General features: G+C 62.2%; 24 protein-coding genes and 2 tRNA genes. 13 read left to right on the top strand and 13 right to left on the bottom strand.

What is annotated here, in order from left to right; genetic code table 11:
• Nucleotide 1 precedes the first annotated feature (1 nt).
• Nucleotides 2–1,066: a metal-dependent hydrolase gene (locus ACNFCJ_RS06165; RefSeq protein ID WP_416770397.1), complete on the bottom strand. Its 1,065-nt coding sequence runs from the start codon at nucleotides 1,064–1,066 to the stop codon at nucleotides 2–4.
• Between the two features lie 131 nt (nucleotides 1,067–1,197).
• Here ACNFCJ_RS06165 and arfB point away from each other — a divergent pair, with 131 nt between their 5' ends.
• Complete coding sequence (gene arfB, locus ACNFCJ_RS06160; protein WP_416770395.1) at nucleotides 1,198–1,611, top strand: alternative ribosome rescue aminoacyl-tRNA hydrolase ArfB; 414 nt, start codon at nucleotides 1,198–1,200, stop codon at nucleotides 1,609–1,611.
• 74 nt (nucleotides 1,612–1,685) lie between these two features.
• Here the strand turns inward: arfB and ACNFCJ_RS06155 are convergent, their stop codons facing one another.
• Nucleotides 1,686–2,150 (bottom strand): methylglyoxal synthase, encoded by a 465-nt coding sequence (locus tag ACNFCJ_RS06155; protein ID WP_416770393.1) that lies wholly within the window; start codon nucleotides 2,148–2,150, stop codon nucleotides 1,686–1,688.
• 13 nt (nucleotides 2,151–2,163) lie between these two features.
• Nucleotides 2,164–3,165 carry a type I glyceraldehyde-3-phosphate dehydrogenase gene (gene gap / locus ACNFCJ_RS06150; RefSeq protein ID WP_416770392.1) on the bottom strand — a complete coding sequence of 334 codons (1,002 nt, stop codon included), beginning with the start codon at nucleotides 3,163–3,165 and terminating at the stop codon, nucleotides 2,164–2,166.
• A 130-nt stretch (nucleotides 3,166–3,295) separates the two neighbouring features.
• Here gap and edd point away from each other — a divergent pair, with 130 nt between their 5' ends.
• Complete coding sequence (edd, locus tag ACNFCJ_RS06145; RefSeq protein WP_416770391.1) at nucleotides 3,296–5,119, top strand: phosphogluconate dehydratase; 1,824 nt, start codon at nucleotides 3,296–3,298, stop codon at nucleotides 5,117–5,119.
• Between the two features lie 96 nt (nucleotides 5,120–5,215).
• On the opposite strand, the gene rdgC is transcribed toward edd, so the two are convergent.
• Nucleotides 5,216–6,136 (bottom strand): recombination-associated protein RdgC, encoded by a 921-nt coding sequence (rdgC, locus tag ACNFCJ_RS06140; RefSeq protein ID WP_099522173.1) that lies wholly within the window; start codon nucleotides 6,134–6,136, stop codon nucleotides 5,216–5,218.
• 296 nt (nucleotides 6,137–6,432) lie between these two features.
• Between rdgC and ACNFCJ_RS06135 the strand changes: the two genes are divergently transcribed.
• The 7 genes from ACNFCJ_RS06135 (at nucleotide 6,433) to ACNFCJ_RS06105 (ending at nucleotide 9,664) form a co-directional block, all read left to right on the top strand.
• Nucleotides 6,433–6,508, top strand: a tRNA-Val gene (locus ACNFCJ_RS06135).
• A 15-nt stretch (nucleotides 6,509–6,523) separates the two neighbouring features.
• Nucleotides 6,524–6,600, top strand: a tRNA-Asp gene (locus ACNFCJ_RS06130).
• Nucleotides 6,601–6,787: 187 nt separating this feature from the next.
• On the top strand, nucleotides 6,788–7,507 hold the full coding sequence (locus ACNFCJ_RS06125) for an FKBP-type peptidyl-prolyl cis-trans isomerase (protein WP_143506097.1): 720 nt from the start codon (nucleotides 6,788–6,790) through the stop codon (nucleotides 7,505–7,507).
• A 336-nt stretch (nucleotides 7,508–7,843) separates the two neighbouring features.
• Nucleotides 7,844–8,287, top strand: coding sequence for a YkvA family protein (locus ACNFCJ_RS06120; protein ID WP_416770390.1), 444 nt, complete (start codon nucleotides 7,844–7,846; stop codon nucleotides 8,285–8,287).
• 213 nt (nucleotides 8,288–8,500) lie between these two features.
• Nucleotides 8,501–8,824: a helix-turn-helix domain-containing protein gene (locus ACNFCJ_RS06115; protein ID WP_416770389.1), complete on the top strand. Its 324-nt coding sequence runs from the start codon at nucleotides 8,501–8,503 to the stop codon at nucleotides 8,822–8,824.
• Nucleotides 8,821–9,186 carry a hypothetical protein gene (locus tag ACNFCJ_RS06110; protein WP_099522169.1) on the top strand — a complete coding sequence of 122 codons (366 nt, stop codon included), beginning with the start codon at nucleotides 8,821–8,823 and terminating at the stop codon, nucleotides 9,184–9,186. Before ACNFCJ_RS06115 ends, ACNFCJ_RS06110 begins: the two co-directional genes overlap by 4 nt.
• Nucleotides 9,179–9,664 carry a tetratricopeptide repeat protein gene (locus tag ACNFCJ_RS06105; protein WP_416770388.1) on the top strand — a complete coding sequence of 162 codons (486 nt, stop codon included), beginning with the start codon at nucleotides 9,179–9,181 and terminating at the stop codon, nucleotides 9,662–9,664. The genes ACNFCJ_RS06110 and ACNFCJ_RS06105 overlap by 8 nt, the downstream gene beginning before the upstream one ends.
• Here the strand turns inward: ACNFCJ_RS06105 and ACNFCJ_RS06100 are convergent.
• On the bottom strand, nucleotides 9,653–11,407 hold the full coding sequence (locus tag ACNFCJ_RS06100; RefSeq protein WP_125833938.1) for a bifunctional diguanylate cyclase/phosphodiesterase: 1,755 nt from the start codon (nucleotides 11,405–11,407) through the stop codon (nucleotides 9,653–9,655). The two genes, ACNFCJ_RS06105 and ACNFCJ_RS06100, sit on opposite strands and share 12 nt — an antisense overlap.
• Nucleotides 11,408–11,505: 98 nt before the next feature.
• On the bottom strand, nucleotides 11,506–13,587 hold the full coding sequence (locus tag ACNFCJ_RS06095; protein WP_416770387.1) for a carboxy terminal-processing peptidase: 2,082 nt from the start codon (nucleotides 13,585–13,587) through the stop codon (nucleotides 11,506–11,508).
• 128 nt (nucleotides 13,588–13,715) lie between these two features.
• Between ACNFCJ_RS06095 and ACNFCJ_RS06090 the strand changes: the two genes are divergently transcribed.
• The 3 genes from ACNFCJ_RS06090 (at nucleotide 13,716) to ahpF (ending at nucleotide 17,106) form a co-directional block, all read left to right on the top strand.
• Nucleotides 13,716–14,678, top strand: a complete 963-nt coding sequence (locus ACNFCJ_RS06090; RefSeq protein ID WP_416770386.1) for a zinc-binding dehydrogenase — start codon at nucleotides 13,716–13,718, stop codon at nucleotides 14,676–14,678.
• 154 nt (nucleotides 14,679–14,832) lie between these two features.
• Entirely contained in the window at nucleotides 14,833–15,396 is a 564-nt protein-coding gene (ahpC, locus tag ACNFCJ_RS06085) for an alkyl hydroperoxide reductase subunit C (protein ID WP_013714489.1), read from the top strand.
• A gap of 153 nt (nucleotides 15,397–15,549) precedes the next feature.
• Nucleotides 15,550–17,106 carry an alkyl hydroperoxide reductase subunit F gene (ahpF, locus tag ACNFCJ_RS06080; protein ID WP_143506104.1) on the top strand — a complete coding sequence of 519 codons (1,557 nt, stop codon included), beginning with the start codon at nucleotides 15,550–15,552 and terminating at the stop codon, nucleotides 17,104–17,106.
• Nucleotides 17,107–17,258: 152 nt separating this feature from the next.
• On the opposite strand, the gene ACNFCJ_RS06075 is transcribed toward ahpF, so the two are convergent.
• Nucleotides 17,259–18,101 (bottom strand): bifunctional allantoicase/(S)-ureidoglycine aminohydrolase, encoded by an 843-nt coding sequence (locus ACNFCJ_RS06075; protein WP_343350693.1) that lies wholly within the window; start codon nucleotides 18,099–18,101, stop codon nucleotides 17,259–17,261.
• 143 nt (nucleotides 18,102–18,244) lie between these two features.
• On the opposite strand from ACNFCJ_RS06075, the gene ACNFCJ_RS06070 reads away from it, so the two are divergent.
• On the top strand, nucleotides 18,245–19,099 hold the full coding sequence (locus tag ACNFCJ_RS06070) for a LysR substrate-binding domain-containing protein (RefSeq protein ID WP_099522951.1): 855 nt from the start codon (nucleotides 18,245–18,247) through the stop codon (nucleotides 19,097–19,099).
• A gap of 74 nt (nucleotides 19,100–19,173) precedes the next feature.
• On the opposite strand, the gene ACNFCJ_RS06065 is transcribed toward ACNFCJ_RS06070, so the two are convergent.
• The 6 genes from ACNFCJ_RS06065 to ACNFCJ_RS06040 all read right to left on the bottom strand — a co-directional run bounded on the left by ACNFCJ_RS06065 (nucleotide 19,174) and on the right by ACNFCJ_RS06040 (nucleotide 24,591).
• Nucleotides 19,174–19,827 carry an HAD family hydrolase gene (locus ACNFCJ_RS06065; protein ID WP_416770383.1) on the bottom strand — a complete coding sequence of 218 codons (654 nt, stop codon included), beginning with the start codon at nucleotides 19,825–19,827 and terminating at the stop codon, nucleotides 19,174–19,176.
• Complete coding sequence (locus ACNFCJ_RS06060) at nucleotides 19,827–20,813, bottom strand: ABC transporter ATP-binding protein (protein ID WP_416770382.1); 987 nt, start codon at nucleotides 20,811–20,813, stop codon at nucleotides 19,827–19,829. The genes ACNFCJ_RS06065 and ACNFCJ_RS06060 overlap by 1 nt, the downstream gene beginning before the upstream one ends.
• Complete coding sequence (locus tag ACNFCJ_RS06055; protein ID WP_106733047.1) at nucleotides 20,810–21,598, bottom strand: ABC transporter permease; 789 nt, start codon at nucleotides 21,596–21,598, stop codon at nucleotides 20,810–20,812. The genes ACNFCJ_RS06060 and ACNFCJ_RS06055 overlap by 4 nt, the downstream gene beginning before the upstream one ends.
• A 139-nt stretch (nucleotides 21,599–21,737) precedes the next feature.
• Nucleotides 21,738–22,583: an ABC transporter permease gene (locus ACNFCJ_RS06050; protein ID WP_416770380.1), complete on the bottom strand. Its 846-nt coding sequence runs from the start codon at nucleotides 22,581–22,583 to the stop codon at nucleotides 21,738–21,740.
• Complete coding sequence (locus tag ACNFCJ_RS06045) at nucleotides 22,580–23,386, bottom strand: alkaline phosphatase family protein (RefSeq protein WP_416770379.1); 807 nt, start codon at nucleotides 23,384–23,386, stop codon at nucleotides 22,580–22,582. The genes ACNFCJ_RS06050 and ACNFCJ_RS06045 overlap by 4 nt, the downstream gene beginning before the upstream one ends.
• 146 nt (nucleotides 23,387–23,532) lie before the next feature.
• Nucleotides 23,533–24,591: an ABC transporter substrate-binding protein gene (locus ACNFCJ_RS06040; RefSeq protein WP_416770378.1), complete on the bottom strand. Its 1,059-nt coding sequence runs from the start codon at nucleotides 24,589–24,591 to the stop codon at nucleotides 23,533–23,535.
• Nucleotides 24,592–24,772: the final 181 nt, after the last annotated feature.

The following is a 24,772-nucleotide window of genomic DNA, read 5'->3' as shown; positions in this document are numbered from 1 at the left end:
GTTACTGCAAGCGAGTCTCAGTTAAAAGCGGTTTCTGCAGCTCTCCGGCCCAGGCCAGCAATGGAATCTCCAGCTGCGGTTGCCAGATGCGTTTGAACAGCAGTGCCAGGTGTTCGACCTCGCCGCGTTCGAAGGGCAGTCGGTCGATGCGTTCATGCACCTGCCACTGGCCGTCCTGCAGGTGGGCAAAGTCGAAGCGGAAAGGATGAAAACCGGTCATGCCCAGGCGCAGGTCGGTGACGATCAGTCGGTCGTCGACCTGGTCGTAGCGCAGCACGCCGCCGGTGAACCACTCCAGCCGCTGGTGCATGGGCGAGGCCGTCAACTGCTCGCGCAGGTGCGTGCCGCGCGGCAGGCGTTGCAGTTGCGGTGGCTGGTCGTCGAACCAGCCGACCAGGGCCTCGTGATAGTCCTCGCCATCGAGCACGATGACGCGCCACAGCAGCGTATTGAGTGGTGTCGGCGTGGTGAACAGCTGTTCGGCCTGGATGCCCTGGCGCGCCAGCTCGCGTTCCACGCGCTGCTCGGCCATGAATTTGCCGGCCAGGCTGAAACCGATGTACAGCGTCGAGACCGCCAGTGCCACGGCAGGTACGCGCCAACTCTGTTCGCGCAACCCGGTGAACAGGCTGATCAGCACCGCTGCAATCAGCGGCAGGGTGTACAGCGGGTCGATGATGAACAGGCTCGACCAGGCCGTAGGTGTCGGCATTAGCGGCCAGAACAGCTGGGTGCCGTAGCTGGTGAAGGCGTCCAGCAGCGGGTGGGTGATCAGCACCAGCCACAGCGTCAGCAATAAACGATTGGCCGAGTAACCCGGGTGAGGGCGAAAGCGCCTGGCCAGCCAGGTCAGCAGCAGGGCAAAGCCGCTGAGAACGAACAGCGAGTGGCTGAAACCGCGATGGTAGGTCATGTTGGCCACGGCATCGCCGTATTCCATGACCACATCCAGGTCGGGAACGGTGGCGAGCATCGCGCCGTAGAGCAGCGCCTTGCGCCCCTGCCAGCGGCCGAGCAACGCGCCCTGGATGCTGGCGCCGAGTACCGCCTGGGTTATGGAGTCCATCGAGTGCTTCCGAAAAAAGACAGGCCGCTACGTTAGCCGAGCCACCGCGCGAATGCCGTGGGGAAATTTCAAGCAAAGATTACAGCTATGGCGGGTATCCTGATGGTCATGCTTTCCAAGAACTCATGGCCATGCTGATCGTCTCCAACAGTGTTCACCTTCCCGATGAAGAAATCGAACTGACCGCCATCCGCGCCCAGGGCTCCGGTGGGCAGAACGTCAACAAGGTGTCCAGTGCCGTGCACCTGCGCTTCGACAGCCAGGCCTCGTCGTTGCCGCCGTTCTACAAGGAGCGTTTGCTGACGCTTGCTGACAGCCGCATCACCGCTGACGGGGTGGTGATCATCAAGGCGCAACAGTATCGCACCCAGGAGCAGAATCGCGCCGACGCCCTCGAGCGCCTGACCGAGTTGATTCGTAGTGCCGGCAAGGTGGAAAAGAAACGCCGCCCAACCAAGCCGACCCTCGGCTCGAAGAAGCGTCGTCTGGACGGCAAGAGCAAGCGCGGGGCGATCAAGGCGGGGCGGGGCAAGGTGGATTTTTAGAGGATAACGGCGGCCTCACGTAGGGTGCGCCATGCGCACCTGAATGGTGATGGTTTGGGCGGCCCTGCGACACCCTATCCGCGAGCCGCCAGATAAGCCTGATAGTCGGGAATGCGATACTCGTGCTGTTGTTCCAGCAGCCTGCTGCTGAGCATGTAGTCGGCACTGCTCTCGTTGCAGGCGACCGGGATGTTCCACACCGCCGCCACGCGCAGTAGGGCCTTGATGTCCGGGTCGTGTGGTTGCGGCTCGAAGGGGTCCCAGAAGAACACCAGCATGTCCACGCGCTGCTCGGCGATGCGTGCGCCGATCTGCTGGTCACCACCCAGCGGTCCGCTGATCATGCTCTCCACCGTCAGATCCAGACGTTTGCTCAGAAGCAGGCCGGTGGTGCCGGTAGCCAGCAGCTCATGGCGCGCCAGCTTGTCGCGCTGACGCTCGCACCATTCCAGCAGGAAGCCTTTGCAGTGGTCATGCGCCACCAGGGCGATACGCTTGCGCGCCGGCAATTGGGCATGAGTGAAGCTGATACGACTCATCGAGCCTCCTCGTTCAGTGCAAGCGGGCCAGGACCAGGCAGTTGTCCAGCATGCGGTTGGAGAAGCCCCACTCGTTGTCATACCAGGCCATGACCTTGAGCAGCTTGCCGCTGAGCTTGGTGTGGTTGGCGTCGAAGATCGATGACAGCGGGTTGTGGTTGAAGTCGCAGGACACCAGCGGCAGCGCGTTGTAGCCCAGCACCGGGGACTGCTCGCTGGCAGCCTTGAGCAGGGCATTGACCTCCTCGGCGGTGGTCTCGCGCTTGACTTGCAGGGTCAGGTCGACCAGCGAGACGTTGATCACCGGCACCCGTACCGCCATGCCGGTGAGCTTGCCAGCCAGCTCCGGCAGCACCAGACCTACGGCTTCGGCGGCGCCGGTCTTGGTCGGGATCATTGACTGGGTCGCCGAGCGAGCGCGGTACAGGTCGCTGTGGTAAACGTCGGACAGGTTCTGATCATTGGTGTAGGCGTGGATGGTGGTCATCAGCCCCTGCTCGATGCCCAGTTCGCGGTGCAGCACCTGCGCCACCGGCGCCAGGCAGTTGGTGGTGCAGGAGGCGTTGGAGATGATCTGCATGTCAGGCGTCAGCACCTTCTCGTTGACGCCATATACGACGGTGGCGTCGGCGCCCTTGGCCGGTGCGGAGATCAGCACCTTGCGCGCCCCGGCTGCGAGGTGTGCGGCGGCTTTGTTTCGCTCGGTGAACAGCCCGGTGCATTCCAGCACCACATCGACCTGATGGGTTTTCCAGGGCAGCTCTGCCGGGTTGCGAATGGCGCTGACGGCGATGCGATCACCCTTGATCCACAGGCTTTCGCCGTCGACTTTAACTTCTTCAGGGAAATGGCCGTGGACGCTGTCATATTGCAGCAGGTGGGCATTGATCGCGCTGTCGCCCAGGTCGTTGATGGCCACGACCTGCAGGTGCTGGCGATAATTCTGGGTATAGAGTGCGCGTAGCACGTTGCGGCCGATACGGCCGAAGCCATTGATGGCGATTCGTAGTGTCATGGTGAGGGTCTCGTCAATTTGTTGTTGTAATTACAAGATTATTCCCATTGCTATAGAAATCAAGCCCGCTGAGTGGCAGTATTTTGTTGTAAATACGAACAGACGCTAGAAGCTAGCCTGGAGATTCCCCATGCACCCCCGCGTTGTTGAAGTTACCGAACGTCTTGTCGAGCGCAGCCGCGCCACGCGCCAGCGCTACCTGGAGATGATCCGTGCCGCCGCCAGCGAAGGGCCGCAGCGTGGCAAGCTGCAGTGCGCCAACTTCGCTCACGGCGTCGCCGGTTGCAGTGGTGACGACAAGCAGACCCTGCGCCTGATGGATGCCGCCAACGTGGCCATCGTTTCTGCTTACAACGACATGTTGTCGGCCCATCAGCCCTACGAAACCTTTCCCGAGCAGATCAAGCAGGCTCTGCGCGACCTGGGTTCGGTAGGCCAGTTCGCCGGTGGCGTACCGGCCATGTGCGATGGCGTGACGCAGGGCGAGCCGGGCATGGAATTGGGCATTGCCAGTCGCGAGGTGATTGCCATGTCTACCGCGGTGGCGCTGTCGCACAACATGTTCGACGCCGCGTTGTATCTGGGCGTGTGCGACAAGATCGTGCCGGGTCTGGTGATGGGCGCGCTGCGTTTTGGTCATCTGCCGTCGATGTTCGTGCCGGCCGGGCCGATGACCTCGGGCCTGTCCAACAAGGAGAAGGCCGACGTGCGTCAGCGTTACGCCGAAGGCAAGGCGACCCGCGACGAGCTGCTGGCGGCGGAAATGGCCGCCTATCACGGGCCAGGTACCTGTACTTTCTACGGCACGGCCAATACCAATCAACTGCTGATGGAGGTGATGGGCCTGCATCTGCCGGGCGCATCCTTCATCAATCCGGGCACGCCGCTGCGTGATGCGCTGACCCGCGAGGCTGCGCGGCAGGTCACGCGTCTGACCAAGCAGAGCGTTCAGTTCATGCCCATCGGCGAGATTGTCGACGAGCGCTGCCTGGTCAACTCCATCGTCGCCCTGCATGCCACCGGCGGCTCCACCAACCATACCCTGCACATGCCGGCCATCGCCCGCGCCGCCGGCATTCTGCTGACCTGGCAGGACATGGCCGATCTGTCCGAAGTGGTGCCGACCCTGGCGCACGTCTATCCCAATGGCAAGGCCGACATCAATCACTTCCAGGCTGCCGGCGGCATGGCCTTCCTGATCCGCGAGCTGCTCGACGCCGGATTACTGCATGAAGAGGTCAATACCGTGGCCGGGCGCGGTCTGTCGCGCTACACCCGTGAACCCTTCCTCGAGGACGGCAAGCTGGTCTGGCGCGACGGGCCGACCGAGAGCCTGGAGGAAAGTGTGCTGCGCCCCGTGGCGCGACCGTTCTCGGCAGAAGGCGGCCTGCGCCTGATGCAGGGCAATCTCGGTCGTGGGGTGATGAAGGTGTCCGCGGTGGCGCCCGAGCATCAGGTGGTTGAGGCGCCGGCGCTGGTGTTCGAGGATCAGCTGGATCTGGTCGAAGCGTTCAAGGCCGGCAAGCTGGAGCGCGATTTCGTCGCTGTGGTGCGTTTTCAGGGGCCGCGCAGCAACGGTATGCCGGAGCTACACAAGATGACGCCATACCTGGGCGTGCTGCAGGATCGTGGTTTCAAGGTGGCGCTGGTCACCGATGGGCGCATGTCCGGCGCCTCAGGCAAGATCCCAGCGGCCATTCATGTCTGCCCGGAGTCCTTCGATGGCGGGCCGCTGGCGCGGGTGCGCGATGGCGATCTGATTCGCGTCGATGGTCAGAACGGTGAACTGCTGCTGCGGGTCGACGAAGCGGAGTTCGCCTCGCGCCAGCCGGCGGCGCGGCCTGCTCCGGCCAGTGGTTGTGGGCGCGAGCTGTTCGCCTTCATGCGCCACAACTTCAGTACGGCCGAGCAGGGCGCCAGTGCCTTTACCGAGAGCCTCGAGTCGCTGGTCTGAGCGGGTAGGGTGGACAACGCGAAGCTTGTCCACCGTCGATCCGAGCGGTGGATGAAAAGGTCGTCAGCTGCGCGCCCCGATCCACCCTGCGGGTCATCAGATCCCCTGCGGAATCTCTTCGCCGCCCAGCGCGGTGAACAGCTCCGGCAGGAACTCCACCAGGGTCATCATCATCAGGATGAAGCTGGCGTCCTGCTGAGCCAGGGCGTCGTCACCGCCATCCTGTTCGGCCTGCTCCTGCAGCACGTCTTCGAAGCGCAGGCGCTTGATGGTCAGCTTGTCGTCGAGCACGAAGGACAGCTTGTCCTGCCAGGCCAGCGACAGTTGGGTGACCTGCTTGCCAGTGGACAGGTGCAGCTGGATTTCCTCGCTGGTCAGGTCCTGGCGCTTGCAGCGCACCACGCCGCCATCTTCGTGGGTGTCACGCAGCTCGCACTCGTCGAGGACGAAGAAGCCTTCGGCGGCGCTCTGGTTCTTCAGCCAGTCGGTGAGGGTGGCGGTCGGCGCGATCTTCACCGACAGCGGGCGCACCGGTAGCGAGCCGATGGCTTCACGCAGGGTAGACAGCAGGTCTTCAGCTTTCTTGGCGCTGGCGCTGTCGACCAGGATCAGGCCCTGTTTCGGCGCGATGGCGGCGAAGGTACCGGATTTACGGATGAAGGCGCGCGGCAGGAAGGTCTGGACGATCTCGTCTTTGATCTGGTCGCGCTCCTTCTTGTACACCTTGCGCATCTGGGTGTTTTCGATCTCGTCGACCTTCTCCTTCAGCGCATCACGCACTACCGAACCCGGCAGGATGCGTTCTTCCTTGCGTGCGCCGATCAGCAGGAAATCGCCGCTGACATGCACCAGCGGGGCATCGGCGCCTTTGCCAAAGGGAGCGGTGAAGCCGTAGGTGGTCAGCTCCTGGCTGGCGCAGGGACGTGCCGGTTTGCTGGACAGTGCGGTCTCCAGCGCTTCGGCGTCGAAAGGAATGTCCTGGGTGAGGCGGTAAACCAGCAGGTTACGAAACCACATGAGCGGGTGATTCTCCATTGATGATGAAGTCGCAGGGTGGCGCCATCCTTAGGCTCTCTCGAGCCGGCGCGCAGCGACGGATGAAGGTGGCGGGCCATCAACAGGATCATGATCGGTCCGCCGGCACAGAGCGCGCATTATTCTCCGCTGGCGTGCTCAGGCCAACCCTGACAACGAGCCACTGAGGAAATTCGCTGGTCTCGCCTAAGTTCTTGCTGCGCCGGTAAATTTTTTTGCGAAGAGGGCTTGCCAAGGCCCGGATCGCTCTCTAGAATGCGCCCCACTTCGAGAGTGAAGGGTGATTAGCTCAGCCGGGAGAGCATCTGCCTTACAAGCAGAGGGTCGGCGGTTCGATCCCGTCATCACCCACCAATCTCGCAGTTACGCGCAGCGGTAGTTCAGTCGGTTAGAATACCGGCCTGTCACGCCGGGGGTCGCGGGTTCGAGTCCCGTCCGCTGCGCCATTCTTCTACTCGCTTCATCCCCTCCTGTGACAACTCTTCGGCATCCGCTGAAATCTTCGAAAAAATCCTTTGTTTGCTTGAACTTATGCGCATTGCTCGGCTCCTATGCCGTAGCCAGTGATCGCGGCGTACTGCTAAGCTCGCGCTTTCACACGACGGCCTTCGGGCGCATCTACAAGGAACAAGCATGAAACAGCATCGTTTGGCGGCAGCAGTCGCTCTGGTGGGCCTGGTGCTTGCCGGTTGCGATTCGCAAACCAGCGAAGTCGAACTCAAGAGCCCGGCGCAAAAAGCCTCCTACGGCATCGGCCTGAACATGGGGCGTAGTCTGTCCGAGGAAGGCATGGATGATCTGGATTCCAAGGCCGTCGCTCAGGGTATCGAGGACGCGCTGGCGAAGAAGGAGCCGCGCATCAAGGACGAAGAGATGGTCGAGGCCTTCTCCTTCCTGCAGAACCGTGCTGAAGAGCGCATGACTGCGCTGAACAAGGAAGCCGCTGAAGCCGGCAAGAAATTCCTTGAAGAGAACGGCAAGCGCGAAGGTGTTGTCACCACCGCTTCTGGCCTGCAGTACGAAGTAGTCAAGAAAACCGACGGTGCCCAGCCGAAGGAAAGCGACGTAGTGACCGTTCACTACGAAGGCAAACTGACCGACGGCAGCGTGTTCGATAGTTCCGTTGCTCGTGGCAGCCCCATCGACCTGCCGGTCGGCGGCGTGATCCCGGGTTGGGTCGAGGGTCTGCAACTGATGCATGTTGGCGAGAAGTACAAACTGTACATCCCCAGCGAGCTGGCCTACGGCGAGCAGAGCCCGTCTCCAGCCATCCCGGCCAACTCGGTACTGGTGTTTGATCTGGAACTGATCGGCATCAAGGATCAGGCCGCCGCCGAGCCGACCGAGCAGTAACACTCGGTACTGCCGTACAACGCCCCGTCTTGACGGGGCGTTGTCGTTTCTGGGGAGCTGTAAACCAGGATGTGCTGGGCAGGGTGTTACGCTTATGCACATCATGCGAAACATTCCTAACAAGTCTGAGCTACAACTGAGTCGTACTCGTGTCAATCAGCAACTTGTTGATTTTCATGGATTTTATATGCTGTATAAAAAATATCCGATCTGAGCTCAGGCCCCATGGCACGGGGCTTTGATAAGCTTGTCGAAAGACTTTGCACAGATTTATCCACAGCTTCGGTGGATAAGCGAGGCAAGCCCTTATACAGCGTGGCTTGCCGAGGAGGCTGAATGAAAACTCCCTGGAAATTGACGCGTTACCTGCCGCTGGCTGCCCGCTTTCTGCGTGAAGGCCGGTTACCGGAGTTGCTCCGCGACCTGGCAGACAAGCGCACGCCGCAAGGACAACGCTTCGCCGCCCTCAAAGAGGACCTGCAACTGCTGCGTGGACTCAGCCTGGCCTGGTTCAAGGGCGAATACCGGCAGATCAGCAGTCAGGCGCTGTTGATGGTGGTGGCTGCTCTGCTGTACTTCATCACCCCCTTCGATGCCATTCCCGACTGGCTGGTCGGGGTCGGTTTCGTCGATGACCTGGCCGTGCTGGCCTGGGTGATGCGCACCTGGCATGGCGAGCTCGAAGCGTTCAAGGCGTGGCGCGACAGGCAGAGTCCGGAGCGCCTGGCGCTGATCGAGCAATTACCGGCTGCGGAGCGGGTCGATCCGCTGCATTCCTGATGATTCGTTCGGCCATTGCGGGGCCTGCCGGCTGAGTCTCTGAGTCTTTCGGGCCATGCGTCCGGCGGGCTGCCGACTCACTCGGTCATGGCGAGTACCGCATCTTGCTACCTTGGCAGCATGGATCACGCCCCGGCGGCAGACGCCTGTTAAGATGGCCGCATGCAAGGAAGGGGTCGAGGCTGTCGGCCCTGCTTTCCAACGGAGAGACTCATGAGTGTGCAAATCATTGCCCGTGACGGCGAGCCGGAATACGCCGTGCTGCCCTGGGCCGATTATCAGGCCTTGTTGCAAGCAGCAGGTCGCCAGGAGGTTGCCGCGACCGTTGCGCCATCGCCAACGCCTTCAGCCAATCGCGCACCTCTGGCGCAATTGCAAACGTTACGCGAAGCCAAGGGCCTGAGCGCGGAAGCGCTGGCTCGCAGCGTCGGCATCAGCCCTCACTATCTAGCCATGATCGAAAGTGGCGAACGTCAACCTGACGCTGCGATTCTGCGTTCGCTGGCCTGGGAACTGGGGCTGGAGGGCTGGTCTTGAGCGTGCGTATCAGTCGCCAACACTGGCAGGCATTGCTGACCGAGCTGGACGACGCCCGTCGTCAGCGCCACCTGCTCACCTATCGGGCACTAATCGAGCGTCTCGATCTGCCGACGCCAGCCATGCAGACCCTGACTGCCGCTCTGGAGCACTTGGCTGCACTGGATGCGCGAGCCGAACGGCCGCTGCGCAGCTCATTGGTGATCAGCCAAGGCGCCAGCCGGCTGCCGCGTACCGGATTCTTCGACTGCGTGACACGTCTGGGACGTTTCAGCGGCGCCTCCGATGGCGTGGCAGCCGCCTCCTGGCACGCTGCCGAGGTGGTCAGGGTGTTCGAGTTCGACTACCCCGCCGATGTCTAGGTGGCTCTGGCAACTGCGCGCGCAACTAGGCTACTGGCTGGCACGGCGTCTGTTTCACTGGCCGGCGGCGTTGCGTCAGCCGCGTCTGTGGCAATGGATGCAGGGCCAGTACGGGCGCATGGCCAATCTCGGTGACACCGCTGCGCAGAGTTTCTACGGTCATATCCTGCTGTTTCGCGGCCAGGGTCTTGGCGCGCGCGAGGAGGGGCTGAGGTTGCTGCGTTTGGCCGCTAATGGCGGTGACGGCAAGGCCGCCTATCAGTTAGGTGTGCAGGCGTTACAGGGCGACACACGGCAGGCGCCGGATGCCTCGCAAGCAGTGCGTTGGTGGGAGATGGCCTTGGCTGCCGGTCATCCTCTGGCTGCCAACCGCCTGAGCCTGCTCTACCGCGACGGTGCGCCGGGACTTGAGCCGGACCCGCAAGCAGCCGAGCGCTATGCCGCCATGACCAACCAGGGGCTTCCCTCAGGCCGCTGAGCCTTCGAGGATATGCAGGCTGTACCCAGGCACGGCCTTGGCCTGGCGCTTGGCTTCGGAAGCCAGTTCGGCCAGACGCGAGGCATCGAGCTGCGCGCAGTCTTCCGTTCTCACGTGTACCACGCCGATCGACAGTGACAGCAGCGCGTATTCCTGGCGCTGGCCGTGGCGGTTGTGGGCGATAAAGCAGCCGGCCTGCAGATGCTCGTCACGGTAGAAGCGTCGGCACTGATTCTGGAAGTCTTCGATCAGTTTGCCGAGCTTTTCGCGCCAGTCGGGGGAGCCAAGCACCAGCATGAAGTCGTCGCCGCCGATATGCCCGACGAAATCGCGCGCAGGGTCGACTCGCTCGTTCAGGCATTGCGCCAGGCACAGCAACACCTCGTCGCCCTTGGCGTAGCCGTAGAGATCGTTGAAGGGTTTGAAGCTGTCGAGATCCACGTAGCACACCGCAGCTTCGCGCTGCTGTTGCAGCAGGCGACTCAGGCATTGCTGGATCGGCACGTTGCCTGGCAGCAGGGTCAGCGGGTTGGCGTGACGCGCCTGCTGCAGCTTTTGCTCGGTGATCAGTTTGAGTACGTCGATAACCCTGCCCAGGCCCAGATAGCGGCCGTTCTGGATGATGATGAAGTCTTCCTCGATACGCTGGCGTGCACGGCTGGTGAGCAGGCGGCTGACCTTCTGCAGCGATTGCGTCAGCTCGACGGCGAGAAAGTCCTGGCTCATCAGGCGGCTGATGGGTTTGCGTGCGAACAGGTCGGTGGCGAAGGGCTTGAGCAGCGCCTCGGACAGCGAGTGGCGGTGGACGATACCCACCGGCTGACGCTGCGCATCCAGTACCGCCAGGGAGTTGAGGTTGGCTTGGGCACGGAAGACATCCAATACCTCGGCGATGGCTGTGTGCTGGTCGACTGCGGGTTGGTCGTTGAGCAGGGCACTGAGGTCATGGCTGTCTTCACCGAGGCTGGCTTGATTGCTTTGCACCTGGGGCAGCAGTTGGCGAGCATCGCGTGGCGGTTTTTCCTGTGGCCTGCTGAGCAGGTAGCCCTGCACCAGGTCGACCCCCATTTCCGCCAGTACGGCCAGTTCTTCGGGCAGCTCGATCCCTTCGGCAATCACCTGGGCCCGCGACGCTTCGGCCATTTTCAGGATCGAGCCGACGAACTCGCGTTTCACTGCATCCTGATGAATGCCATCGATGAAATGGCGGTCGATCTTCACGTACTCCGGGCGCAGTTCCGACCACAGGCGCAGGCTGGAGTATCCAGCGCCCAGATCGTCCAGCGCGATGGAAAAGCCCATGGCGCGGTAGTGGTGCAGGGCGTTGTCGAGCAGGGCGAAGTCTTCGGTGGGCGACTGTTCGGTGAGTTCGATCACCACCTGGCTGGGCGGGATGCCGAAAGCCTGCAGCAATTTCAGGGTGCGCCCTGGTTGGTGGCTGGGGTCGAGCAGCGACTCCGGCGAGACGTTGAGAAACAGCTTGCCGTCCAGGCCCTGTGCGCTGAAGCCTCTGCAGGCACTCTTGCGGCAAGCCATTTCCAGCTCGCTCAGGCGCCCTGCGTGACGGGCGACAGCGAACAGCGTCAATGGCGAGTGCAGTGGACTGTTGGAAGGACCACGGGTCAGTGCCTCATAGCCGAGGATGCGCTGTTCGGACAGCGAGACGATAGGCTGGAACAGGCTACTGAGGTCGCCGTGAGCGAGGATGTTGCCCAGCGCGCTCAACTGCTCGGTGACGGTCATGATGTTCTCGATCTGTAGAAAAACGAAGGGCCGGCTTATGGCCGGCCCTTCATTTCACGACAGTTCGATGACGATATGATGACGCTCGATGAGTCGTCTCAGTGCAGCGCCAACGAGGGGTTCAGACCCAGGTAGTCGAGCAGGATGCGCCCACTTTCCGAGAGGTAGGCGTCGTCTTCCGGCGTGCTCTTCTCATCGGCGACTGGCAGTGCATCTTCGTCTTCCTTGGCCAGTTCCTTGAGTGGCTCTTCACCCTTGGCCTGGCGGCGGTTGTTCTCCAGTGCCAGTTGCTTGGCTTCGACTTCGGCCTGGCGCGCGCGGCGGGCTTGCTCGTTGAGGCTGACGGTGGTTTCTGCCATCAGTTTCTTGGCCAGGGTAAGGCGATCGCGGGTGAAGACGAAGTCCGGGTCCTTGATGGTGCGCTGATCGTGACGGGCTTTCAGCTCGGTCAGGAAGGGCTTGATCGGGTCCAGTTCGGGGGTGATCGCCGGACGGATGCTGTCCCAGGGCAGTGCAGCGGGCAGGGCACTTTCGCCGATGTCCTTGGTGTCCATGACGTCTGGATAGAGGATGTCGGGGATCACGCCCTGGTGCTGGGTGCTCTGGCCGGACACGCGATAGAACTTGGCCAGGGTCAGTTTCAGTTCGCCATGGTTGAGCGGCTGGATGGTCTGCACGGTGCCCTTGCCGAAGGTCTGGCCACCGAGAATCAGCGCGCGGTGGTAGTCCTGCATGGCACCGGCGAAGATTTCCGAGGCCGACGCGGATAGGCGGTTGACCAGCACGGCCAGCGGGCCGGTGTAGTAGATGCCTTTGTTCTCGTCAGCGAGCACGTCGACGCGGTCGTCAGCATTGCGCACCAGTACGGTGGGGCCTTGCTCGATGAACAGGCTGGTCAGCTCGGTGGCTTCCTGCAGCGAGCCACCGCCGTTGTTGCGCAGGTCGATGACCACGCCGTCGACCTTCTCGGCCTGCAGTTCATCGAGCAGGCGTTTGACGTCACGGGTGGTGCTCTTGTAGTTCGGGTCGCCAGCGCGGAAAGCCTTGAAGTCGAGGTAGAAGGCTGGCAGTTCGATCACGCCAAGCTTGTAGTCACGACCATCATGCTTGAGTTCCAGGACCTTTTTCTTGGCGGCTTGCTCTTCCAGCTTGACCGCTTCACGGGTGATGGTGACCACCTTGCTGGTCTGGTCGCTGGGCGGATTGCTGGCCGGGATCACTTCCAGGCGTACGGTGGAACCTTTCGGGCCACGAATCAGCTTGACCACTTCATCCAGGCGCCAACCGATCACGTCGACCATATCGTCGTTGCCCTGGGCAACGCCGACGATCTTGTCGGCTGGAGCGATCTGCTTGCTCTTCTCGGCCGGGCCGGCAGGCACCAGGCGTACTACCTTGACGTGCTCGTTGTCGCTTTGCAGGACGGCACCGATGCCTTCGAGCGACAGGCTCATGTTGATGTCGAAGTTTTCTGCGTTATCCGGCGACAGATAAGTGGTGTGCGGGTCGTAGGTGGTGGCGAAGGCATTGATGTAAGCCTGGAACACGTCCTCGCCGCGGGTCTGCTTGAGACGCGCCAACTGATTCTTGTAGCGCTTGGTCAGCAGCTCCTGAATGTCCTTGGTTTCCTTGCCGGCGATCTTCAGGCGCAGCACTTCGTCCTTGACGCGTTTGCGCCACAGCTCGTCGAGTTCAGCGCGATCTTTGGCCCAGGGTGCTTTCTCGCGATCGACCTGCAACTGCTCGTCGACAGTGAAGTCGATCTTGTCGACGCCCTTGCCGAGTTCCGCCAGCGCGTAGTTCAGGCGCTCTTCCATGCGGGTCAGGTGGCGGCGATAGATGGTGAAGCCCGGCTCGAGGTCGCCGCTCTTGAGCAGGTCATCGAACTTGGTACGCCACTGGTTGAATTCGCTGATATCAGCTGCGGTGAAATAGCTGCGAGACGGATCGAGCAACTTCAGGTAGTTGTCATAGATCTGAATCGAACGCTCGTCATTGAGCGGTGGCTTGTTGTAGTGGTGGCGCTTGAGCAGTTCCACTACGTTGAGGCTGGCAATCACCTGGTCGCGGTCCGGCTGCAGGTAGTCCCAACTGGTCGCTGTGGTGGTCTTGGCCGCCAGCGGCAGGGCACTGAAGCCGAGTACGAGGGCGAGGGCGGTGCTTGCTAGAGATCGCTTCATGCTGATTCGACGTAGTGGCAGGTGATAACGCATATTAGGCCGTATCTGAGGGCGCCAGGTTCCGTTGGCGCTAGACAAAAGCCCAGCGGTCAGCGCTGGGCTCGGTTCACTTGCACTATGGAGGCAGCATGAAGGCATTGCAAGGCGTCGAAGGGCGTGCACAGTGGCTGGAACAGCCGGCGCAGACCTGTGACGCAGGACAGATTCGCGTGAAGGTGGCCGCCGCTGGGCTCAATCGGGCTGATCTGTTGCAACGCGCCGGGCTCTATCCGCCGCCTCCAGGCGCGAGCCAGGCGCTCGGGTTGGAATGTTCGGGTGTAGTTGTCGAAGTCGGCGCCGGCAGCGCCTGGCAGGTGGGTGATCGGGTCTGCTGTCTGCTCGCTGGCGGTGGTATGGCCGAGGAGGTGGTGCTCGATGCGCGCCACGCCATGCCGGTGCCCGAGGGGCTGAGCCTGGTCGAGGCCGCTGTGGTGCCGGAGGTTTACGCCACGGCCTGGCTCAACCTGTTCCAGCTCGGCGCCCTGCGCCCGGGTGAAAAAGTCCTGCTGCATGCCGGCGCCAGCGGTGTCGGCTCGGCAGCGATCCAGCTGTGCAAGGCATTCGGCAGCCCGTGCTGGGTCAGCGTTGGCTCGCCAGAACGGCTGGCCTATTGCGAGGCGCTCGGTGCTCAGGGCGGTGCTCTGCGTGGTGAGGATCTGCACGCGCTGCGCGATTTCGGGCCGTTCGATGTGATTCTCGATCCGGTCGGCGGACAGTATGCGGCGCTCAATCTGGCCTTGTTGGCGCTGGACGGACGCTGGATCAACATTGGCCTGATGGGCGGGCGCGAGGCCTCGCTGGACCTGGCCCAGGTGCTGGGCAAGCGCATTGAGCTGACTGGTTCGACCTTGCGCAATCGCGACGATCAGTTCAAGGCTGACCTCTTGCGCGATCTGCAGCAACAGGTCTGGCCGTTGTTCGCGGAAGGGCGGCTGAAGCCGCAACTTGAGCGCAGTTTTGCCATCGAAGACAGTGAAACAGCATTCCAGACACTCGCCGGTAACCAGGTCGCGGGTAAACTGGCGCTGCTGATTGACCCCAGCCTGGCCTGAGCCAGTGCTGCAGCCCGCGCCTGGCGTGGGCTGTGCTATCGATTGGTGCATTCAATCGATATCATGCCCGTAATCAATAAGCTTTTTTCCGTTAGGTGGCTAATATAGCGACCGTAGATTTCAACCCTCACAGAAACCTCAGAAGGAGTCAGAGATGTCCCTCATCAATACTCAAGTTCAGCCGTTCAAAGTCAATGCTTTCCACAACGGTGAGTTCATCGAAGTCACCGAGCAGAGCCTGCAGGGCAAGTGGTCCGTGCTGATTTTCATGCCGGCTGCTTTCACCTTCAACTGCCCGACCGAAATCGAAGACGCTGCCAACAACTACGCCGAGTTCCAGAAGGCTGGTGCCGAGGTCTACATCGTGACCACCGACACTCACTTCTCGCACAAGGTCTGGCACGAAACTTCGCCGGCCGTTGGCAAGGCTCAGTTCCCGCTGATCGGTGACCCGACCCACCAGCTGACCAACGCTTTCGGCGTGCACATCCCGGAAGAAGGCCTGGCTCTGCGCGGCACCTTCATCATCAACCCGGAAGGTCAGATCAAGACTCTGGAAATCCACTCCAACGAGATAGCTCGTGACGTTTCCGAGACCCTGCGCAAGCTGAAGGCTGCTCAGTACACCGCCGCCAACCCGGGTCAGGTTTGCCCGGCCAAGTGGAAGGAAGGCGAGAAGACTCTGGCTCCTTCGCTGGACCTGGTTGGCAAGATCTAAATTTGCCGACTTCCTTTCCGGCCTGTCTCAGGTTGGAAAGGACCAACTTTGCGCTGTTTGGGCCATTTACCGGCCCTTGTGGTGCCCGATGCCCGGGCGCGATCCGTCCGGGCATTTTATTGCCCGAATTTTCATATTTGAGGAATTTCCGCCATGTTGGACGCCAATCTTAAAGCCCAGTTGAAGGCCTACCTGGAAAAGGTCACCCAGCCGTTCGAGATCGTCGCGTCCCTCGATGACGGCGAAAAATCCCAGGAACTGCTCGGGCTGTTGCAAGACATCGTCGGCCTGACCGACAAGATCACTCTCAAGACCGACGGCAACGATGCGCGCCGTCCGTCCTTCGCCCTGAATCGTCCGGGCGAAGACACCGGCGTTGCCTTCGCCGGTATCCCCATGGGCCACGAGTTCACCTCGTTGGTGCTGGCACTGCTGCAGGTGGGCGGCCATCCTTCCAAGCTGGATGCCGACACCATCGCGCAGATCAAGAGCATCGAAGGCAAGTTCGAGTTCGAGACCTATTTCTCACTCTCTTGCCAGAACTGCCCGGACGTGGTTCAGGCGCTGAACCTGATGGCCGTGCTCAACCCCAATATCCGCAACGTCTCCATCGACGGTGCGCTGTTCCAGGAAGAAGTCGAGCGTCGCCAGGTCATGGCCGTGCCGAGCATCTACCTGAACGGTGAGGTCTTCGCTTCCGGTCGCATGGACGTGAAGGAAATCCTCGCCAAGATCGACACCGGTGCCGCCAATCGCGATGCCGAGAAAATGAGTGCCAAGGAAGCCTTCGACGTGCTGGTGGTCGGCGGTGGCCCGGCTGGCGCCGCAGCGGCCATCTACGCTGCGCGCAAGGGCATTCGCACCGCTATCGCTGCCGAGCGCTTCGGCGGTCAGGTGCTGGACACCATGGCTATCGAGAACTTCATCTCGGTCAAGGAAACCGAAGGCCCGAAACTGGTGCGTGCGCTGGAAGAACACGTCAAGGAATACGACGTCGACGTGATGAATCTGCAACGTGCGTCGGCTCTGGTGCCGGCCAGCAGCGAAGGCGGCCTGCACGAAGTGAAGTTCGAGAACGGCGCTTCGCTCAAGGCCAAGACCGTAATTCTCTCCACTGGCGCGCGCTGGCGCGAGATGGGTGTACCCGGCGAGCAGGAGTACAAGGCCAAGGGCGTGTGTTTCTGCCCGCACTGCGACGGCCCGCTGTTCAAGGGCAAGCGCGTGGCGGTGATCGGCGGCGGTAACTCTGGTGTCGAAGCAGCCATCGACCTGGCCGGCATCGTCGCTCACGTGACCCTGCTGGAATTCGCCGACACCCTGCGTGCCGACGCCGTACTGCAGAAAAAACTTAACAGCCTGCCGAACGTGACCGTGATCAAGAGCGCGCAGACTACTGAGGTCAAGGGTGACGGCCAGAAGGTCACCGGCCTGGTGTACAAGGATCGCACCACCGAGGAGCTGCACACCGTCGAGCTGGAAGGCATCTTCGTGCAGATCGGTCTGCTGCCCAACAGCGACTGGCTCAAGGGCACCGTCGAGCTGAGCCGCTTCGGTGAGATCGTCATCGATGCCAAGGGCGCTACCAACATCCCCGGTGTGTTCGCCGCCGGTGACGTGACCACCGTGCCGTACAAGCAGATCGTCATCGCCATGGGCGAGGGCTCGAAGGCTTCGTTATCCGCCTTCGACCACCTGATCCGCCATAGCTGATCGCAACGCTGGAACGACAAAGGCCACCTTCGGGTGGCCTTTGCGTTTTAAGACATCCGTAGGAGCGAGCTCTGCTCGCGAATATCGCAATCCAAGCGATTCGCGAGCAGAACTCGCTCCCACAGTTACGCCCCGCCCCTGGGGCGACGCGCTCAGCGCTTCAGGCCGCCCAGGGTCAGCGGCATCTGGCGGTTCACATCCTTGTACAGCAGGTAGCGGAAGCGGCTCGGGCCGCCGGCGTAGCAGGCCTGCGGGCAGAAGGCGCGCAGCCACATGAAGTCGCCAGCCTCGACCTCGACCCAGTCCTGGTTCAGGCGATACACCGCCTTGCCTTCCAGCACGTACAGGCCGTGTTCCATGACGTGGGTTTCGGCGAAGGGAATCACGCCGCCCGGCTCGAAGTTGACAATGTTGACGTGCATGTCATGACGCATGTCGCTGATCTCGACGAAGCGCGTGGTGCTCCAGCGGCCTTCGGTGCCGGGCATGACGATTGGCTCGATGTCCTGCTCGTGGGTGACGAAGGCTTCCGGATACGGCACGCCTTCGACCGGTTGGTAGGCTTTGCGCAGCCAGTGGAAGCGCACGGCTTCGCTGCCGTTGTTGCGCAGCGACCAATCGCTTTCTGGCGGGATGAAGGCGTAGCTGCCAGGACGCAGGGCGTGCTGGGTGCCGTTGAGGCTCAGGTCGCAGGTGCCTTCGACGACAAAGATCACGCCTTCGGCGGTTGGGTCCAGCTCAGGCTTGTTGCTGCCGCCGTTCGGGCCGACTTCGACGATGTATTGCGAGAAGGTCTCGGCGAAGCCGGTCAGCGGGCGGGCGATGACCCACATGCGCATGTTGTCCCAGAACGGCAGGTGGCTGGTGACGATGTCACGCATCACGCCTTTGGGGATCACGGCGTAGGCTTCGGTGAACATGGCGCGGTCGGTCAGCAGTTGATCCTGACCTGGGTGACCGCCATGCGGTGCGTAGTAGTAGGGCGATTTGCTCATCGAGAGGTTGCCTCGGCGGGTGAAGGGCTCGGGGTTCGATCCCTGAGCGGAAAATTGGCTCCCATGCACTATAGGAATTCGCGGCTTGATTCGGAAATTAAATAGTAGAATGCCTGTCAGTGGATTTCATGATGGGTAGCGCTATGCTCGATCCGGTGTTGTTACGCAGTTTTCTGACCGTTGTGCAGACCGGTGGCTTTACCCGCGCCGCTGCCAGCCTGCACCTGACCCAGTCCACGGTCAGCCAGCAGGTGCGGCGCCTGGAAGAGCAGCTCGGCGCTGAGCTGCTCGACCGCAGTGGTCGCTACGTGGTGACCACCACCGAGGGTGAACGCCTGCTGGGTTACGCCAACCGCATCGTCGCACTGATGGACGAAGCCATGTTGGCGCTCGGGCAAAGTGCGGTGGAAGGCGAGGTGCGCCTCGGCGTGCCGGACGATTTCGCCGCCAATAGCCTGACCCCTTATCTGGCCGATTTCGCCGACGCGCATCCGGGCATTCGCCTGGAGATCACCAGTGGGCTCAGTCATGACGTCTGGCGCGCGTTCAATGCCGGCGAACTGGACCTGGCGTTGATCAAGCAGCGCGCCGGCAGTGCCAAAGGCCTGGCCAGCTGGGCTGAGCCGGTGGCCTGGCTCGACAGCCGCGCGCGCCCGGTACTGGCGCGCAACCCCGTGCCGCTGGCGGTATTCCCACCCAACGGCCTGTATCGCCTGGAGATGACCCACGCGCTGGATGCCATGGGCAAGCCCTGGCGTATCGCCTATGTCAGCAGCAGTTTGCCTGGCGTCAGCGCCGCGGCTGAAGGTGGCCTGGGCCTGACCCTGCTGCCGCGCCGCTTGATCACCGCTGCACACCGCGAACTGGGTGAGGCTGAAGGCTTCGCCCCGGTTGCGCCGGTGGAAGTGGCCCTGCATGCGCGCAACCAGTTGCCCGGCTATGCAAGGGAATTGGCGGCGGCGTTGATCGAGGCCTGCGAAGGGATCATGAGCCAATAGGGCGTCACGGGGCTGGGTAGGGTGCGCTATGCGCACCTTGAAACTGGGCGGCCCCGCCACACCTTACGACAGGATCAGCGCCAATTGAGAATCGGCCAGCCAGCCTGCTCGGCATGGGCGCGCAGAGTCGGGTCGGGATTGACGGTGAAGGGCTTGTCGACCACCTGCAGCAGCGGCAGGTCGTTGCGCGAGTCGGAGTAGAAGCTGGCGCCAACGAGGCTTTCGTTCTGCTCGGCGAGCCAGGCATGCAGACGTGTCACCTTGCCTTCGCGATAGGTCAGTACGCCTTCGGTGCGACCACTGTAGAAGCCGTGCTGCAGCTCCAAATCGATGGCCAGCACCTCGTCGATGCCGAAGCGTTCGGCGATGGCGCTGACCAGAAAATGCGCCGAGGCGGAGATCACCAGCAAGCGGTCGCCGGCGGCGCGGTGCGCGGCCAGGGTGCGGCTGGCGTCACTGTAGAAGATCGGCTCGATCACGTCCTCGACGAAGGGCTCGACCACATGGGCGACCTCCTCGGGCGTGCGGCCAACCAGCGGCGACAGGGTGAAGGCCATGTAGTCCTCCATGGCCAGGGTGCCGGCGGCGTATTGGCGCATCAGCTCCTGCTCGTGGGCCAGGAAGGAGTCGCCATCGGCCCAGCCGATCTTGACCATTTCCTGTGTCCACAGGCTGGCGCAATCGCCGTGAATCAGGGTTTCGTCGAGGTCGAAAATCGCCAGGGCCATCACGCCACCTCCCGGATTGCATCGGCACCAATGGCCAGGCTGACACTCTGGCCATTGTGGTGCAGGTCGGCGGCAGAGCGATTGAGCACGTCCACCAGCAGTTGCACGCCGCGGGCCTCGACCCGGTAGCGCACGACGTTACCCAGCAGGCTGTGGCTGACAATGGTGCCTTCGATTCCCACCCCACCGATCTGGATTGCCTCCGGGCGGATCGCTACTCGGCTGTTGACCGGGCGCAGCAGCAGGCGGCTGGCGGCATCGGCCTCGAGCAGGTTGTAGTTGCCGATGAACCCAGCGGCGAAGGCATCCACCGGCGCGGTGTAGAGAGTTTCGGCGTCGCCGCTCTGGACGATCTGGCCGGCATTCATCAGGAAAATACGATCGCTCATGGTCAGCGCTTCTTCCTGATCGTGAGTGACGAAGATGGTGGTCAGGTTCAGTTCCTGCTGGATCGCGCGGATCTGTTCGCGCAGGTGTTTGCGGATACGTGCATCGAGGGCCGACAACGGCTCGTCGAGCAGCAGCAGGCGCGGGCGGGTGACCAGTGAGCGGGCCAGGGCCACGCGCTGGCATTGGCCGCCGGAGAGCTGGTGCGGATAGCGTGCGGCGAAGTCGCCCAGCTCGACCATGGCCAGTGCCTCGCGCACGCGCTGCTCGCTTTCGTCCCTGGCCACTTTCTGCATGCGCAGGCCGAAGGCGACGTTCTGCGCCACGCTCATGTTGGGGAACAGCGCATAGCTCTGGAACACCATGCCGATACCGCGTTTTTGCGGCGGCAGGGGCACCAGGTCTTCGCCACCGAGATTGATCTGCCCGCCGTCGACGTCGGTCAGCCCGGCGATGCAACGCAGCAGGGTGGACTTGCCGCAGCCGGAGGGGCCGAGCAGGGTGACGAACTCGCCCTGGCCGATCTCGCAGTTGATGTCGCTGAAGATACGGGTGTCGCCGTAGCTTTTATGCAGGTTCTGGATGCTCAGCAAGCTCATGCCTTGTCCCTGTTCAAACGGTTGGCCGCCCAGGTGAATACCAGGACGAAGAAGAAGTAGGAAATCACCAGCGCACTGTTGAAGTGGCCGCTGCTGTTGCGCATGTTGTTCAGGTACACCTGCAGGGTTTCATAGCGGGTGCCCACCAGCATGTTGGCGAAGACGAACTCGCCGAACAGGAAGCTGAAGGAGAGGAACAACGACACCATCAGGCCCTTGCGCAGGTTCGGCAGCACCACCAGGAAGGCCGCCTTCCAGGTACTGGCGCCGAGCAGGTGAGCGGCGTCCATCAGGTCGCGCAGGTTGATCGCCTGCAGGTTGTTGGCGATGGCGCGGTACATGAACGGCAGGGCAATGGTGAAGTAGCAGCCAAGCAGAATCCACGGCGTGCCGGTCATCGCCAGCGGCCCGGAGCCGTAGAGCTGCAGCAGGCCCACCGAGGACACCACCGGCGGCACGGCGAACGGCAGCAGTATCAGTACGTTCATCAGCGTGTCGAGCTTGGGGAAGTGGTAATGCACCACGAACATCAGCGGCAGGATCAACACCACCGACAACGCCAGGGCGCCGAAGCACACCAGCAGCGATTGGCCGAAGGCGCGCAGGAAGCGCTCATCACTCCACAGCGCGGCGTACCACTTCAGCGTCAGGCCGTCCGGCAGGATGGTCGCCGACCAACTGGTGGATAGCGAGTAAAGCAGGGTACCGGCCAGCGGCAGCAGCAGGATGAGGAACAGCAACCAGACCACGATGCGGTGGTAAAGGCTGGCGGTGGGGGCTTTCACAGGCGGTTTAAACACTACCTGCGTTGCCGCTGCTTCGTTAAAACCAGGCTCAAAATGCTCATTTACAGCTTGTAAACTCCGCTTTTTCGCCTGTTTTTGCCTCGCATCGGCGGCCTCGCCTACGTTTTTAAACGGCCTGTTAGCGCGTGACATGCTGGCTCCTTTTCAGCAGCAACTGGTGGACGGCGGTGATCAGCACCATCAGCCCGACCAGGATCATCGACAGGGCGCTGGCCAGGTTCGGGTCCAGCGAGATGTCGCCGGAGACCATCGTCGCGATGCGGATCGGCAGTACGTTGAAGTTGCCGGTGGTCAGGTAATATACCGTGGCGTAGGCGCCCAGAGCATTGGCCAGGAGGATGACGAAGGTGCCGAGCAGCGCAGGCGTCAGCACCGGCAGGCCGATATGGCGCCAGAAGTCCCAGGTGCCGGCGCCGAGCAAGGCTGCGGACTCACGCCAGTCCTGACGCAGGGCGTCGAAGGCCGGGTAGAGCAGCAGCACGCCGAGCGGAATCTGGAAGTAGGTGTAGAGCACGATCAGGCCGTTCTTCGAGTAGAGGTTGAAGCTCTCGATCAGGCCAAGCTGGATCAGCAGCAGGGTCAGCGCGCCGTTGAAGCCGAGCAGGATGATGAAGGCGAAGGCCAGCGGCACCCCGGCGAAGTTGCTGGTCATGTTGGAGAAGGCGATGACGAAGTCGCGCAGCTTCGAGTCCACCTGGCGCAGCGAGTAGCTGCCGAGGATGGCGATGGCCATGCCGAACAGGCTCGACCAGAAGGCGATTTCCAGGCTGTGCTTGATCGCCTGCATATAGAACCTGGAGGCGAAGATCTTCTCGAAATTGCCCAGGCCCCAGCCAGCGGGACTGTTCAGACTATTGACCGCCACCCACACCAGTGGCGCCACCTGGAACACCACGAAGAACAGGGTGAAGGGCAGCAGGCACAACAGCGGCAGCCAGCGTCGCAGGGAGGATGGCGCGCTCATTTCAGCAACCCCGCGCAGTAGGGTTTGTCGTGCGGGACACCGAGCAACTGGCAGATGCTGCCGCACAGCTCGAGCTGGCGTGGGCGCGCATTGGCATCGAGGCTGAAGGCATCACCGATGACGAACAGTGGCACCTGGCGCTCTTCTGGCAGCAGGCCATTGTGCGAACGGTCGACGTTCATGCCGTGGTCGGCGGTGACCAGCACCTGATAGCCGGCATCGATCCAGTTCTGCAGATGGTCGGCCAGCAGCACGTCGGCCATCCGCGCGGCGTTGCGGTACTGGGAGCTGTCCAGGCCGTGCTTGTGGCCGGCGTCGTCGATGTTCATCGGGTGCACCAGCAGCAGGTCTGGCGTGTGCTGCAAACGCAGGCTCTCGGCGTCGACGAACAGGTGCGAGTCCGGGTAGTGGTCGGCGTAATAGAAGTGGCCATGCTGGATCGGCAGCGATTCATCGCAGGTATGCCGGTCGCGCACGGCGACGAAGGGCGAGCGGTTGTACAGCTCGCTGACCCAATGATAGGCCGCGGCGGCGGTGCTCAGACCGGCATCGCGGGCGTAATGAAAGAGGCTGCTTTCGCGCGACAGACGCGAAACATCGTTGTGCACGATGCCGCTGTCGATGGGGCGCACGCCAGTGAGGATGGCCTCGTAGAGCGGGCGCGACAGCGCCGGCAGCTCGCAGTCGAGGCGGTAGAAGGCCGCGCGCCCGGCGTCGCACCAAGCGTGCAGATGGCCCATGGCGTGTTGTGCGACCGAGTGGCTGAGGCCGTCGAGCACGACGAGGATGACCTTGGAAGGCATGGGGAATCCTGAAAACGATGGAAGCGTTTCGCGGCTGAAGCGGTATGCCGCCCAGCCGCTCCTACAGGTATTGGCTGCGGGAGCAGCTTGTGGGAGGGGCTTCAGCCGCGACTGTCGCCGCTGAAGCGCCTACCACCGAGCCCCGGTTATTCCATATTGATGATCACGTTCTCTTGCCACATCTGTGGCAGTGCCTTGGAGGTGGCCTCCCAGGCAGCCGCGTCGGCGATTGGCTTGACCTTGGCGTACTGCTCGTTGGGCAGCAGCTTGGCCTGCACCTCGGCCGGCAGGGTCAGGTGCTCGGCGCGGATCGGTCGGGCATTGCCTTTGGCCAGGTTGATCTGGCCTGCGTCGGAGAGGATGTACTCACGCGCCAGCTTGGCCGCGTTGGGGTTCTTGGCGTACTTGTTGATGATGGTGGTGTAGCCAGAGATCACCGAACCATCGGAAGGGATCAGCACCTCGAAGCGGTTGGGGTCGATCTGGTCGCGGTACGACAGGCCGTTGAAGTCCCAGACGATGCCGACTTCCACTTCGCCCTTTTCCAGAGTCTGGATAGTCGGGTTGGACAGCGACAGGCGGCCCTGCTCGGCGATGGTGGCGAAGAAGTCCAGGCCGGGTTGGATGTTCTTCTCGTCACCGCCATTGGCGATGGCGGCAGCCAGCACGCCATTGACGGCCTGGGCTGCAGCGCTGACGTCACCGATGGCGACGCGGTACTTGCCGTTCTTCAGGTCAGCCCAGGATTTCGGAGCGTCCTTGACCAGTTGCTTGTTGACGATGAAGGCGATGGAGCCGGTGTACGCCAGCATCCAGTGGCCATCGGCGTCCTTGGCCCAGCTCGGGATCTGCTCCCAGGTGCTCGGCTTGTACGGCTGGGTCACGCCCTGCTGCACGGCGATAGGACCAAAGGCGGCACCGACGTCACCAATATCGGCGGTGGCATTGTCCTTCTCGGCGGCGAACTTGGCGATTTCCTGTGCCGAGCTCATGTCGGTGTCCTGATGCTTGAGGCCATAGAGCTTGGCCAGATCCGCCCAGGTGTCTTTCCAGTTGGCCCAGCTGTCGGGCATACCCACGCTATTCACCACGCCTTCGGCGCGTGCAGCCTGTTCCAGTGCCTGCAAGTCGGTGCCTTCGGCCATGGCGGAAGTCGCCAGGGCGATGGCCGAACCCATCAGTGAAGCCAGCAGCAGTTGTTTCATTGGAAACTCCTTTGCAGTGAGAGTGTTGGTCTAGATCAGCAATACCCGAGCCAATCTAAGCGCCTTCAATGACAGTTTTATGTCCAGCCATGGTGAGGCAGATGTCTAGGTGTAAGCGGCTGGCGCGCTTCACAAGCGTAGACCATGGATAAGTAGCTGATTTCGCGGGCTGCAAAGGGGG

Origin of the sequence: Pseudomonas sp. NY15364 (genome assembly GCF_048068235.1) — a bacterium.
In the GTDB taxonomy this organism is placed as follows: domain Bacteria; phylum Pseudomonadota; class Gammaproteobacteria; order Pseudomonadales; family Pseudomonadaceae; genus Aquipseudomonas; species Aquipseudomonas mendocina_D.
Note: the sequence above shows the minus strand (reverse complement) of the source record. Positions and strands in the feature narration are given on the sequence as shown.

Coding starts and splice junctions, on each gene's coding strand:
- ACNFCJ_RS06100 (WP_125833938.1), bottom strand. CDS start 11,407: ATGACCGTCACCGAGCAGTTGAGCGCGCTGGGCAACATCCTCGCTCAC.
- ACNFCJ_RS06045 (WP_416770379.1), bottom strand. CDS start 23,386: ATGCCTTCCAAGGTCATCCTCGTCGTGCTCGACGGCCTCAGCCACTCG.
- arfB (WP_416770395.1), top strand. CDS start 1,198: ATGCTGATCGTCTCCAACAGTGTTCACCTTCCCGATGAAGAAATCGAA.
- gap (WP_416770392.1), bottom strand. CDS start 3,165: ATGACACTACGAATCGCCATCAATGGCTTCGGCCGTATCGGCCGCAAC.
- ahpC (WP_013714489.1), top strand. CDS start 14,833: ATGTCCCTCATCAATACTCAAGTTCAGCCGTTCAAAGTCAATGCTTTC.
- ACNFCJ_RS06060 (WP_416770382.1), bottom strand. CDS start 20,813: ATGAGCTTGCTGAGCATCCAGAACCTGCATAAAAGCTACGGCGACACC.
- ACNFCJ_RS06070 (WP_099522951.1), top strand. CDS start 18,245: ATGCTCGATCCGGTGTTGTTACGCAGTTTTCTGACCGTTGTGCAGACC.
- ACNFCJ_RS06105 (WP_416770388.1), top strand. CDS start 9,179: ATGTCTAGGTGGCTCTGGCAACTGCGCGCGCAACTAGGCTACTGGCTG.
- ACNFCJ_RS06120 (WP_416770390.1), top strand. CDS start 7,844: ATGAAAACTCCCTGGAAATTGACGCGTTACCTGCCGCTGGCTGCCCGC.
- ACNFCJ_RS06040 (WP_416770378.1), bottom strand. CDS start 24,591: ATGAAACAACTGCTGCTGGCTTCACTGATGGGTTCGGCCATCGCCCTG.
- ACNFCJ_RS06065 (WP_416770383.1), bottom strand. CDS start 19,827: ATGGCCCTGGCGATTTTCGACCTCGACGAAACCCTGATTCACGGCGAT.
- ACNFCJ_RS06050 (WP_416770380.1), bottom strand. CDS start 22,583: ATGAGCGCGCCATCCTCCCTGCGACGCTGGCTGCCGCTGTTGTGCCTG.
- edd (WP_416770391.1), top strand. CDS start 3,296: ATGCACCCCCGCGTTGTTGAAGTTACCGAACGTCTTGTCGAGCGCAGC.
- ACNFCJ_RS06165 (WP_416770397.1), bottom strand. CDS start 1,066: ATGGACTCCATAACCCAGGCGGTACTCGGCGCCAGCATCCAGGGCGCG.
- ACNFCJ_RS06075 (WP_343350693.1), bottom strand. CDS start 18,101: ATGAGCAAATCGCCCTACTACTACGCACCGCATGGCGGTCACCCAGGT.
- ACNFCJ_RS06155 (WP_416770393.1), bottom strand. CDS start 2,150: ATGAGTCGTATCAGCTTCACTCATGCCCAATTGCCGGCGCGCAAGCGT.
- ACNFCJ_RS06125 (WP_143506097.1), top strand. CDS start 6,788: ATGAAACAGCATCGTTTGGCGGCAGCAGTCGCTCTGGTGGGCCTGGTG.
- ACNFCJ_RS06115 (WP_416770389.1), top strand. CDS start 8,501: ATGAGTGTGCAAATCATTGCCCGTGACGGCGAGCCGGAATACGCCGTG.
- ACNFCJ_RS06090 (WP_416770386.1), top strand. CDS start 13,716: ATGAAGGCATTGCAAGGCGTCGAAGGGCGTGCACAGTGGCTGGAACAG.
- ACNFCJ_RS06095 (WP_416770387.1), bottom strand. CDS start 13,587: ATGAAGCGATCTCTAGCAAGCACCGCCCTCGCCCTCGTACTCGGCTTC.
- ahpF (WP_143506104.1), top strand. CDS start 15,550: ATGTTGGACGCCAATCTTAAAGCCCAGTTGAAGGCCTACCTGGAAAAG.
- rdgC (WP_099522173.1), bottom strand. CDS start 6,136: ATGTGGTTTCGTAACCTGCTGGTTTACCGCCTCACCCAGGACATTCCT.